The organism is Bradyrhizobium sp. CCBAU 53340 (assembly GCF_015291645.1).
Classification (GTDB): Bacteria; Pseudomonadota; Alphaproteobacteria; order Rhizobiales; family Xanthobacteraceae; genus Bradyrhizobium.
This window is the reverse complement of sequence record NZ_CP030055.1, coordinates 4,433,842-4,445,934: the sequence shown is the minus strand read 5'-3', so window position 1 is coordinate 4,445,934 and position 12,093 is coordinate 4,433,842. Positions and strand designations below refer to the sequence as shown.

The following is a 12,093-nucleotide window of genomic DNA, read 5'->3' as shown; positions in this document are numbered from 1 at the left end:
CGTTAGACCTTGAAATAGTAGGGCTGGTCGAGATCCTCGATCAGCCCTTTTTCTTTCGGCTCCCAGCCGAGAACCGCGCGTGTCTTCGCGCTCGAGGTTGGCACGTCGACGGCCGCAAAGCGCGCGAACCAGCCAAAATGGGCCTCGGCTTCATCTGGCGATTTCGAGACCACGGGCACGCCGAGCCGTTTGCCGATCACTTCCGCAATCACCTTGAAGGGCACGCCTTCCTCGGCGATCGCATGATAGCGGCGAGCGGATGCGCCTTGCTCGAGCGCGAGGCGATAGACGCGGGCGGCATCGATGCGGTGCGCAGCGGGCCAGCGGTTGTTGCCCTCGCCGATATAGGCGGCGACGCCTTTCTCGCGCGCGATCGCGATCAGCCGCGGCACAAAGCCGTGGTCGCCTTCGCCGTGGGTGGTGGGCGGCAGCCGCACGATGCCAGCACGGACGCCTTGCTGCGCGAGGTCTTCGGCGGTCGCTTCCGAGACGCGCGGAAAGTGGCGCGCTGCCGCATCGTCCTCGGTTGCGAGCCGCCCGGGTGCGAGCAGCGCCACGCCCGACGTGACGATGAACGGACGCTCGGAGCCTTTGAGCTCCTCGCCGAGCGCGAGGATGGCGCGGCGGTCGAGCTCGCAATTCTCGGCGAATTTGGAGAAGTCGTGGTTGAAGCCGAGATGCAGCACGCCGTCGGAACCGGCCGCGCCGCTGCGCAAGGAGGCGTGGTCCTCCAGCGAGCCGCGATGGACCTTGGCGCCCATCGCGGTGAGGGCGGCCGCGCCGGCGTCCGACCTCGCAAGGCCGGTAACGCTGTGACCGGCCGCGATCAGGTCGGTGACGACGGCGGAGCCGACGAAGCCTGTGGCGCCAGTGACGAATATACGCATGAGCATTCTCCAGGGTTGGTGGGGGGAAGCATCTGCGCTAGGATTATCCAGGTAAAAGTAGTGACATTATCAGGGTATAATAGCTAACAGGATGAGCGAGACGGCCAGCGAGAACCTGCTCGGGACCTATTTGAAGGACCGACGTATCCGGCTCGATGCAGCCAGCTTCGGCTTCGGCGGCAGCCGCCGGCGCACGCCGGGGCTGCGGCGCGAGGAGGTGGCGCAGCGGGCCAATATCAGCCCGACCTGGTACACCTGGCTGGAGCAGGGCCGCGGCGGCGCACCGTCAGCCGACGTGCTCGACCGGATCGCTCGTGCGCTGATGCTGACCGACGTCGAGCGCGAGCATCTGTTCCTGATCGGTCTCGGCCGTCCGCCCGAAGTGCGCTACCGAACGAGCGAGGGTGTCTCGCCACGGCTGCAGCGCGTGCTCGATGCGCTCGAGACGAGCCCTGCCATCATCAGAACCGTGACGTGGGACGTCGTCGCCTGGAATCGCGCGGCCACGATCGTGCTGACCGACTATTCAAAGCTGCTGCCCGAGCAGCGCAACATCCTGCGCCTGATCTTCTGCGAGCCACATGTGCGCGCCGCGCAATATGATTGGAACAGCGTCGCGCGTTTCGTGGTGGCGGCGTTCCGTGCCGATGCGGCCCGTGCCGGCGCGGTCTCACATGTCGCCGACTTCGTCGACGAGATGTGCCGCCTCAGTCCCGAATTCGCGAAGCTGTGGGCCGACAACGACGTCCGCTCCTATGGTGAGGGCATCAAGCATCTGCGCCACCCGGTGCTCGGCCCGATCGCGTTCGAATATTCGGCCTTCGCGGTCGACGGCCGGCCCGATCTTGGCATGGTCGTCTACAACCCGGCGACGCCCGCCGATGCCCAGCGCATCAGGGATGCGCTGGCCAAACACGAAAGCTAGAACCGCTCCGGCCGGTACGGCGTCGGATCGATCGACGGCGTCTCGTCGTTCATCATCTCCGCGAGCAGGCGCCCGGTGGCGGGGCCGAGCGTAAATCCCTGGTGGCCGTGGCCAAAGTTCATCCAGAGGCCGGGGTGGCGCGGGGCGCGGCCGAGTACGGGCACCATGTCGGGCGTGCAGGGGCGGGTGCCGAACCACGGCTCCGGCTCGGCGCGCTGGCCGAGATCGATCAGCTCGCGTGCCGAGGCTTCGGCGCTGGCGAGCTGCACCGGCGTTGCCAGCGCGTCCGGCCCGGTCAGCTCCGCGCCCGTGGTGATGCGGATGCCCTTGGCCATCGGTCCCATGGCATAGCCGCCGCCCTTGTCGACCAGCGGCAGATCGAGCGAGGCGCCGCCGCTGTAGTGCATGTGATAGCCGCGCTTGCGCACCAGCGGAATCCGATAGCCGAATTTGTGCAAGAGATCCGGCGACCACGGCCCCAGCGTGACGACAGCGTTGGCGGCGTCGATGCGTCCATTGTCGGTCTCGACCGACCATCCGGTCGCGGTCTGCTGCAGCGACTGCGCATCGCCGAGCACGATGCTGCCGCCGAGGCGCTGGAAGAGATCGGCGTAGGCCGTCACCAGCGCGCCGGGATCTGACACGGTCCAGGTGTCGAGCCAGTGGATCGCGCCGGGAAGATCGTCGCGCAGGATCGGCTCGGCCTTGGTCAGCTCGCTGCCCGAGAGCACGCGGAAGTTCACGCCGAACTCGCGGCGGTCTTCTTCCGCCGTCTTGATCGCCTGGTCGAAGGAGACAGGGTCACGGTGCAGCACGCGATAGCCGGCGCGACGGATCAGATTGTCGGCGTGGGCTTCGCGGATGAGGATGTCGTGCTCGGGCGTTGCGTAGGCGATCAGGCGCGCCCATGCCGCGATGGCTTCGCGATGCCGCTTCGGCGCCGAGTGCCACCAATAGCGAAGCAGGGGCTCGACGTGACGATGCAGCGACGAAAGACTGTAGCGTACGTCGTTGGTGCGACCGGTCGCGATATCAAGAAGTGACGGGAGATCGCGCGGCATGGCGTAGGGCCGCACCGCCTCAGCCTGGATCATGCCGGCATTGCCGTAGCTGGTCTCGCGGCCCGGCTCCCTGCGGTCGACCAGCGTGACCGCCCAGCCGCGCTGCCTCAGATGCAGCGCGGCGCCGACGCCCACCATGCCGCCGCCGAGAATGATTGCGCTCTTCATCGGCAGAGCTCTCCTGTCACGCCGGCTTGGGCGCGAGCCTGGGCTGCGCCGTGTTGATGGTCGTGGCGACGATGACCGACATCGCCGTCATCGCGACCAGAAAGCCGAAGGCCGCGTCGAATGATCCGGTTCCGGTCACGATGAAGCCCATGATGGCCGGAGCGACGAAGCCCGCGCTCTGGCCGCCGAGATTGACCATGCCGACGCCCGATCCAATCTGGTCGTCGCGGAGCAGTTTTGTCGGAAGCGCAACCACCGAGGCCAGCACGAAGGATTTGAAGAAGTAGACCACAGACTGGTAGACGATCAACATCGTGATCGTCTCCGCCTTGTACATGGCGTAGAGGAAGATGCCGGTCAACGCGGAGCTGCCGATCAGCAGATATTTCTCGCGCTCGGAGAAGAAAGTCGTCATCACCCAGCCGCCGATCGCGGTCGCGATGGTGGCCATCACGAACGGGATCGGCGCCACCACGCCAACCGTCTTGAGGTCGAGCCCGCGCTGCTGGAGCAGATAGAGCGGCATCCAGGAATCCAGGCCCTTGTTGACGCAGCTGAGGCCGAACCACACCACCATCAATTGCCACAGCAGCGGGTTCTTCATGAGCTCGCGCATCGGCGCCTTGGGCTTCGCCGTCACGGGGCCCACGCCGATGCGCGCAAGGTGCGGAACGGCGACAAAATAAACCACCGCGAACAGGACACCGGCGATGCCGATCGCATTGAAGGCGTGACGCCAGCCCAGCCAAAGGATCAGCGGCGCCATGATCAGCGGTGCGATCATGCTGCCGGCATAGTTCGACGACAGCAGCAGCGCCGACATTTTGGGCCGGCTGTCCTTCTTGAACAACTCCGCGATGGCGCGGATGCTCGCCGGCGGAAAGCCGCCCTCGGCGATGCCGAAGATGAAGCGGATCGCGATCAGCGAGGTCAGCGACCAGGCAAGGCTCGTGAACGCCGTGAACAGCGACCACATCACGATGGTGACGATGACCACATATTTCGAGCCGAAGCGGTCTGAGAGCCATCCGCCCGGCACCTGCATTGCCGCGTAGCCGAGAAAGAACGCGCTAATGACGATGCCGAGATCGGCGGCCTGGAGATTGAAGTCCTTGCCGATCTGCGCCAGCGCCAGCGAGATCGCGGCGCGGTCGATATAGGAGATGCAATAGGCGAGATAGAGCAGGGCGAAGGCGACGATTCCGGTTTTCCGCTGCGAAAGTTCGGTCATGCTCATCTCCGTTTCGCCGGCGACCCGGCGGCCATGCCTGCTTGGTCTGTTGCCGGGTGCTATTCCCAGGTGAGGAAGCCGGGTGCCGATGACAGCGGCGGCGCCGCGGCAAGTCGCGCCAGATCAGGCAGCGGCCGGCACATCTGCGCATCGCCCGCGAACGCCGCCTCGATGCTGGCGGCGACCGCGAGCACGATGGCATCGCCGCCGCGCGGGCCAACGATCTGGAGGCCGAACGGCAGGCCGGCTTCATCGAGGCCGAGCGGAATGCTGATCGCGGGGTGGCCCGCAAGCGTCACGGCATAGGCGAGCGCGAGCCAGTGGAAATAGGATTTGGTCGGCACACCGTCGATCTCGGCGGGATAGAGCTCCGACCACGGCCGCGGGCTCAGCGTGATGGTCGGGCTGATCAGCACGTCGCAATTGGTGAAGAAGGCCTGGTAGGCGCGATAGATCCGCGTCTGCGTCGTGCTCGCGCGGGCGTGGTCTTCGAGCGAATAGCCTAGGCCCTCCTCGACATTGGCGCGGACATTGGGACCGAGCATCTCGGGACGTTCTTTGTAGTTCTTGCCATGCGTCGCCAGGAACATGCCGGCGCGCAGCACGGCGAAGGCATCGTCGGCGCCGGTGCAGTCGGGGGTGGCTTCGCGGCTTTCGGCGAACAGGGGCGCGAGCTTGCTGACGCGATTGCGGAAGACGCGGCGGATGGCCTGCTCGGTTGGCGCGAAGCCAAAGTCTTCGGTGAAGGCGAGACGCAGCTTGCCGAGGTCGGCGGGGCGCGGCCCGGCCCAGCGTTCGACGCGTGCGCGCACCGGTTCGCCGGGTAGGGTGTAGGCGAGCGGATCGCGCGCATCGTCGCTCGCCATCACCGACAGCATCAGCGCGGCGTCAGCCACATTGCGCGCCATCGGTCCGTCGGTCGACAGGTTGGACCAGCCGAAGATGCGTTTCTCGCTGGCGACGAGGCCATAGGACGGGCGCATGCCGACGATGCCGGAGAAGCCGGCCGGATTGCGCAACGAGCCGCCCGTGTCGGAACCCGAAGCGAGCGGAGCCATGCCGCAGGCGAGCGCGACCGCCGAGCCGCCCGAGGAGCCGGCCGCCGAGCGCGAGGGATCGAACGGATTGCCGGTCGCCCCGAACACGGGATTGCGGGTGTTGCCGCCCGCCGCCCATTCCGGCGTGTTGGTCTTGCCGAAGATGATGGCGCCGGCTGCGCGCAGCCGCGCGACCGAGCCCTGGTCGGCGGCCGGCACATTGTCGCGGAGCAACGGGCTGCCATAGGTCGAGCGCATCCCGGCGGTGTCCTGGGTGTCCTTGATCAGGACGGGGAGCCCGTGCAGCGCACCGCGATCCTCGCCGCACCGGATGGCGGTCTCGGCGGCCTTTGCGGCGGCGCGGGCACCCGGTTCGTCCAGGGTCACGACAGCGTTGACGGCGGCGTTAGTGGCGGCGATGCGCGACAGGCAGGAGTCGAGCAGCTCGACAGGGGAGATTGTCTGCGCGGCCAGCAGACGGCGCAGCTCAACGGCACTCGTGTCGCAAAGTTCGGACAATGCCAATCCCTTTCAGATTATGAAAACGATTTAGCATATCGGAAAATGGAGTTCTCGCATCAAAATTCGTCAGATCGAGGCATTTCATGCGCAAATCGTGGCTTAATTGCCCAACGGGTCGCCAAATCCGGCGCGAGAGGCCGATTTCGCCGAAAAGATTAGGCGGATAGACAAACAAGTTTTTCCGCCGTTGTGGTAGGATTGTTACATGAGCGAGATCACGACGTCAGAAGGTGCCAATTCCCAGCTCGGCCAGTGTCTCAAGGCCGCCCGCCAGGCACGCGGCCTGACACTCAAGCAGGTGGCGGAGCGGACCGGCATGGCACTGTCGACCCTGTCGAAGGTCGAGAACGGCCTGATGTCGCTGACCTACGACAAGCTGCTCCAGCTCACCGCAGGCCTGAAGATGGAGATCGCCGAGCTGTTCAATCCGGCGGTCGCGGCGCCGGCGCAAGGGCGGCCCGTCACCGCGCGGCGGAGCATCAGCCGGGCCGGGCAGGGTCAGCTGATCAACACGAAATTCTACACGTACACGTACCAATGCACCGATCTGATCGGCAAACGCATGGTGCCGATCGTGGCCGAGGTCCGCGCGCGCTCGCTGGAGGAATTCGGCCCGCTGCTGCGCCATGCCGGCGAAGAGTATTTTCTGGTGACGAGCGGACGCGTCGCGGTTCACACCGAGTTCTACGCGCCTGAAATCCTGGACGAGGGCGACGGCATCTATCTCGACAGCACCATGGGCCACGCCTACCTCAACGCCGGCGAGGCGGCGTCCGCCAAGGGCGTCTGTCTCTGCACCAGCGAGGCGCCCGATCTCTACGACCAACTTCGCCAGATCGCTTCGCGCGATGCTGCGCCAGTCGGGAATGACGAGCTGCCGCCGTAGCATCCGATGCGGCATGAAACGAAAAACGCCCGGCCAGGCCGGGCGTTTTTATTTTGGGCGCTCGCCCTATTCGCCGCCGCCGAAGCGGCGCGACCACCAGCCGGCGCGCCGCGGGGCTGCCGGCGTCTCGACTGCCGCTTCTTGCGCGGGCTCCGGCGCAGGGACGGGCGGAGCGACCGGCTCCGGCGCAGCCTCAACCGAAGTCGCAGGCTCGCTCGGGCTGCTCGTCAGGAAGCTCACCTTTTCGCGAACGGTGGAGCGGCGTCGCGTGGCCTTGTCGTCGGCTGCGAGCTCGTCTTCCGCGACAGCAGCAGAAGGCGCGGGCTGGGCCGGTGTTTGAACCGGTGCCTGAGGTTCTGGCTGAGAGGTTTCAACGGGCGCGATGTACTCCGAATGCGCAATCGACGGCGCGCTTTCACTCGCGGAGCTGTCGAAATCGGCCACCGCGTCGGTTGCTTCCGACGGCGGATTGCCGCCGAGCTCGTCGCCGATCGATCCGGCAAGCCCTTCCTCAGTGCCGCCGCGCCGACGACGTCCGCCCCTGCGGCCGCGGCGGCGGCGGCGCTCGCCGCTGCCCTGCTGCTCGCCACGGGCGGCCTGTTCTTCGCCGTCCTCGCCATCCTGCTCGGTGTCGCCATCCTCTTCGCCTTCGCCGGCGGCCAGGGCCGGCTCCGGAAGCGTGGCCGGGCTGTCCTCGCGAAGCTCACCGTCGCGCTGACCGCCGCGACCGCGACGACGGCGGCGGCGCTTGCGGCGCTGGCCGTCCCCTTCGGCAGCGGCTTCACCCGACACCTGCTCCTCGCCGAGACCTTCAGTCTCGTCGGTCTCGACTTCGGATTCGGTCTCGAGGTCGAAACCGTCCTCGTCGTCATAGGCCTCTTCGGCCAGGGGCGGCGGGCTTGCGGCCGCCTGTGCCGCGAGCAGTGCCTTGGCGGCTTCCAGCGTATGCACCTGCTCGCCGCGATCGATGACGTAGGCCTGTGGGCCGCTGATGGATTGATCGGCGATGACCGAGAGCGTGACCTTGAAGCCGTTCTCGAGGTCGCGCAGATGGCCGCGCTTGTGGTTCAGCACATAGAGCGCGACGTCGGTGCGGGTGCGGACCACGAGATTGTGGGTCGCGCCCTTCATCAGGATCTCTTCGAGGCCGCGCAGCAGTTGGAGTGCGACCGAAGACACCGAGCGGACATGCCCGGTGCCGCCGCAATGCGGGCAGGGATCGGTCGAAGACTCCAGCACGCTGGCGCGGATGCGCTGGCGCGACATCTCGAGCAGGCCGAAATGCGAGATGCGGCCGACCTGGATGCGCGCGCGATCTTGCCTGAGGCAATCGGACAGCTTGCGCTCGACCGAGCGGTTGTTGCGCTTCTCGTCCATGTCGATGAAGTCGATGACGATCAGGCCGGCGAGGTCGCGCAGGCGGAGCTGGCGGGCGACCTCTTCGGCCGCCTCCAGATTGGTCTTGAGCGCGGTGTCTTCGATATGGTGCTCGCGGGTCGATCGTCCGGAGTTGACGTCGATCGAGACCAGCGCCTCGGTCTGGTTGATCACGATATAGCCGCCGGAGCGAAGCTGCACGGTCGGCGAAAACATCGCATCGAGCTGGCTCTCGACGCCCATGCGCGAGAACAGCGGCTGGCCGTCGCGATATTGCCTGACCGCACTGACATTGGCGGGCATCAGCATCTTCATGAAGTCGCGCGCTTCGCGATAGCCGGCTTCGCCGGCGACCTGAATCTCGTCGATCTCCTTGTTGTAAAGGTCGCGCAGCGAGCGCTTGATCAGCGAGCCTTCCTCGTAGACCAGGGTCGGGGCCTGCGACTTCAGCGTCAGGTCGCGCACCGTCTCCCACATCCGGATCAGATACTCGAAGTCGCGCTTGATCTCGGGCTTGGTGCGGGCGGCGCCTGCGGTGCGCAGGATGATGCCCATGCCCTCGGGCACATCGAGATCCTGCACCACTTCCTTCAGGCGCGAACGATCCTGCGCCGAGGTGATCTTGCGGCTGATGCCGCCGCCGCGCGCGGTGTTCGGCATCAGCACGGCATAGCGGCCGGCGAGCGACAGATAGGTCGTCAGCGCCGCGCCCTTGTTGCCGCGCTCTTCCTTGACCACCTGCACCAGCATCACCTGGCGGCGCTTGATGACTTCTTGGATCTTGTACTGGCGGCGCGGACGGAAGGTGCGCTCCGGCACTTCCTCGAGCACGTCGTCACCGCCGACGGATTCGACGACTTCCTCCTCGGCTTCCTCGCCGTCTTCATCATCCTCGTCGTCTTCACCGGCGGCTTCCGCAGCCTCGCCATGCGGCGCCTCGACCGTTTCGTCGGCGGCGTAAATCGCATCGGCAGGCTCGGTGACGGAGGTCACGGCTTCGGCAAACGCTTCGCCATGGGCTTCGACGGCAGGCGCTTCGTGAGGCTCGGCAACGGTCTCGGCCGCAACCACGGGCTCGGCGCCAACAGCCGCGACCGGCGCGGGCGTCTCGTCTGCGTGATGATCGTGCGCGTGGTCATGACCATGCTCGTCATGATCATGCGCGTGCTCGTCATCATGTGCGTGCGGATGATCACGGTGGCCATGATCATCGTGCTCGTGATCGTCATGCCCGTGATCGTCGTGATCATGGTCATGATGATCGTGATCGTGATCTTCGTGCTCGCCGTGATGCTCGGCATCGGCGTGTAGGTGCTCGCCCTCGGACGGCGCACCCTCGGCGTGTTCGGGCAGGGGCTGGCCTTCGACCGGCTGGGCGGCAGGATCGGCGCCGGCGTCGAGACCCTCGACGATGTCGCTGCGGACGCGCTCGCCATGACCGCGGCGGCGGGCATTGCGGTGGCGCGAGCGGCGGCGGCCATGGGAGCGGTTCTCGCTCTCTTCCTCGGCTTCGCGATGGGCCTGCTCTTCGGCCTCGATCAGAGCCTGCCGGTCGGCGACAGGGATCTGGTAGTAGTCGGGATGGATTTCGCTGAAGGCGAGGAAGCCATGGCGGTTGCCGCCATATTCAACGAAGGCGGCCTGGAGCGAGGGTTCGACCCTGGTGACCTTGGCGAGGTAGATATTCCCGCGCAGTTGCTTGCGTTGTGCGGTCTCGAAGTCAAACTCTTCGACGCGATTGCCGCGGACCACGACGACCCGGGTCTCTTCCGGGTGGGTGGCATCGATCAACATCTTGTTGGGCATGTCTTAACTCTTGGCGGCGGTGGGCGCGGTTCACCGTGGGCGCGAAGAGCGCTGCCGGGTGACGCGACGGTCCACCTGATTCGGGGGTGAGGGGAAGGCCGAAACGCCGTCTCTCGCGCCTTGCCGAACCGGAAGCTTCAGGACCGAAGCGGCGCGCGGGATTTGCACTCCGCAGCGTCGCGAAAGGTCCTTCAGAATTCGTCGGCACAGTCTGGCGCATCAAGCGTCGGCCCGTATGAAACATCGGGCGGCGGGGCCGCCCCTCAATCAGTTGCTGCTGGCCAGGCATGGCGCGAGCGCGCTCGCCTTGGGGACTTGCGAACCGCCCCCTTGGGATCAAGGGACCGGGTAACGAGTTACGTCGCTGTCAGAACCGTTCCGGAAACGTGGTGGTAACCGGAAACCGTCCGCCGCCGGAGCTTGCCCCCGTTCCGTCTCGCTGCCGCGCACCGCGCTGGTCTTCGAGGGGAACGGAAAACGCTGGAATTCCCAAACCTTGGGAGTTCCGGCGCTGCACCGGGAGGCTGAATGCGACACAACCGGAAATATCGGCCGTCAGCATTCCGTACATACGAGGAATGGGGCATCCGTGCAAGGGAGCGTCGCACGCCGGTCACAGTCGGAGAGTTTTGCGTTTGTGTCATTAAGGATCGATTAACCCTGTGGTTCTAATGCGTTAAAGAGGGCCGCTCGGAGGCACGGATTCGGTGGCGAGCCGCACAAATCAACGGGTTTTGCTGGGGTTTGCGCTGCTGTGCGCCGCGGTAGTGCCGTGCGGCGATTCCTCGCGCCTGAATGCGGCCGAAAGCCCATCGCAACCCTCTGTCGCGACGGCGAATTTCCCGGTCGCCACGGCTGCGCGCCTGGCTGGTGACAGCAAGCAGACCCGCTTCATTCTCGACCTTGACCAGACCGTCAGTTTCCGCACCGCGACGCTCGCCGATCCCTACCGGGTCGTGGTCGACATCCCCCAGGTCAATTTTCAGCTGGCGCCGGGGAGTGGAGCCGGGCGAGGGCTGGTCAAGGCGTTTCGCTATGGGCTCGTGATGCCCGGCGGCTCCCGAATCGTATTCGACCTGACCGGTCCCGCCAAGATCGCCAATTCCTACGTGCTCGAGGCGGCCAATGGTCAGCCGGCCAGGCTGGTGCTCGAACTGGAGGAGGTCGATCGCGCCACCTTCGTGCAGACGCCGGTCCCGGAGAATCGCCCTGAATTGCGGCCGGCCATCGCCGCGCTGCCGCCGGCGGCAGTTTCCGCTGTGCCGGAACCGGCGCCGCAGAAGCCGGGGACCGCTTCCAACGGCCGTCCGGTCGTCGTCATCGATCCCGGCCATGGCGGCATCGACAACGGCACCCAGTCGAGCGGCGAGAGCGAGAAGAACCTGGTGCTCGCCTTTGGCCTCGCGCTGCGCGACCGGCTGGAAAAATCAGGCAAATACCGGGTGGTCATGACGCGGGACGACGACACCTTCATTCCGCTCAATGACCGGCCCAAGGTCGCCCGCAATCTGAACGCTGCGCTGTTCGTGTCGATCCACGCCGACGCGCTGCCGAAGGCCGAGGGCGATGCCCAGGGCGCCACCATCTACACGCTCTCGGACAAGGCCTCGGACGCCGAGGCGCAGCGGCTGGCCGACGCCGAAAACCGCGCCGATGCGATTGCCGGCTTCAATCTGGCGGAAGAGCCGACCGATGTCGCCGACATCCTGATCGATCTCACGCAGCGGGAAACCCGCACCTTTTCAAACCGTTTTGCCCATTTGCTGATGGGCGAAATGAAGTCGACAGTGCGGATGCACAAGCATCCCCTGAAGTCGGCCGGCTTCCGGGTGCTGAAGGCTCCTGACGTTCCGTCGGTCCTGGTCGAGATCGGCTATGTCTCCAACAAGGGCGATCTCGAGCACCTCGTGTCCGAGGGCTGGCGCTCCAAGGCAGTCGGCTCGATGGCCCAGGCAATCGATACCTTCCTGGCCAAGCGGATGGCGACGGCAGGCGCCGGGAATTAAGAAGGGAATGCCGGATCAGCCGTTAAGCCCTAGTTTGGCCACAGCGGACGCCTTATAAAAACGACGCAGGGGGTTCCGGAATCGACGAGAATCCCGTTCGGCAGGCGTCTTTCGGTCCGGCATTGATGGTATTGAGTAGGCCGGTGAATTCGCGACGTGAGGACGGCGCCCGTTTGGGGTGCCTTGT

The 12,093-nt window shown here is 65.9% G+C and carries 8 protein-coding genes; 3 read left to right on the top strand and 5 right to left on the bottom strand.

Annotated elements, in window-relative coordinates:
• Positions 1 to 2 precede the first annotated feature (2 nt).
• Positions 3 to 887, bottom strand: a complete 885-nt coding sequence (locus tag XH89_RS21150) for an SDR family oxidoreductase (RefSeq protein ID WP_194462371.1) — start codon at positions 885 to 887, stop codon at positions 3 to 5.
• Between the two features lie 91 nt (positions 888 to 978).
• On the opposite strand from XH89_RS21150, the gene XH89_RS21145 reads away from it, so the two are divergent.
• On the top strand, positions 979 to 1,812 hold the full coding sequence (locus tag XH89_RS21145) for a helix-turn-helix transcriptional regulator (RefSeq protein ID WP_194462370.1): 834 nt from the start codon (positions 979 to 981) through the stop codon (positions 1,810 to 1,812).
• On the opposite strand, the gene XH89_RS21140 is transcribed toward XH89_RS21145, so the two are convergent.
• From XH89_RS21140 to XH89_RS21130, 3 genes are read right to left on the bottom strand one after another with little or no spacing between them, the layout of a single operon-like run.
• Positions 1,809 to 3,041, bottom strand: a complete 1,233-nt coding sequence (locus XH89_RS21140; RefSeq protein WP_194462369.1) for an FAD-binding oxidoreductase — start codon at positions 3,039 to 3,041, stop codon at positions 1,809 to 1,811. The two genes, XH89_RS21145 and XH89_RS21140, sit on opposite strands and share 4 nt — an antisense overlap.
• Before the next feature lie 16 nt (positions 3,042 to 3,057).
• Positions 3,058 to 4,272, bottom strand: coding sequence for an MFS transporter (locus tag XH89_RS21135; protein ID WP_194462368.1), 1,215 nt, complete (start codon positions 4,270 to 4,272; stop codon positions 3,058 to 3,060).
• Positions 4,273 to 4,331: 59 nt separating this feature from the next.
• Positions 4,332 to 5,828 carry an amidase gene (locus tag XH89_RS21130; RefSeq protein ID WP_194462367.1) on the bottom strand — a complete coding sequence of 499 codons (1,497 nt, stop codon included), beginning with the start codon at positions 5,826 to 5,828 and terminating at the stop codon, positions 4,332 to 4,334.
• A 208-nt stretch (positions 5,829 to 6,036) separates the two neighbouring features.
• On the opposite strand from XH89_RS21130, the gene XH89_RS21125 reads away from it, so the two are divergent.
• A complete protein-coding gene (locus XH89_RS21125; protein WP_194462366.1) occupies positions 6,037 to 6,717 on the top strand; it encodes a helix-turn-helix domain-containing protein in 681 nt (226 codons plus the stop codon).
• Between the two features lie 66 nt (positions 6,718 to 6,783).
• Here the strand turns inward: XH89_RS21125 and XH89_RS21120 are convergent, their stop codons facing one another.
• Positions 6,784 to 9,900, bottom strand: a complete 3,117-nt coding sequence (locus XH89_RS21120) for a ribonuclease E/G (RefSeq protein ID WP_194462365.1) — start codon at positions 9,898 to 9,900, stop codon at positions 6,784 to 6,786.
• Positions 9,901 to 10,607: 707 nt separating this feature from the next.
• On the opposite strand from XH89_RS21120, the gene XH89_RS21115 reads away from it, so the two are divergent.
• Positions 10,608 to 11,906 (top strand): N-acetylmuramoyl-L-alanine amidase, encoded by a 1,299-nt coding sequence (locus XH89_RS21115; RefSeq protein WP_194462364.1) that lies wholly within the window; start codon positions 10,608 to 10,610, stop codon positions 11,904 to 11,906.
• The last annotated feature ends 187 nt before the right edge of the window (positions 11,907 to 12,093 follow it).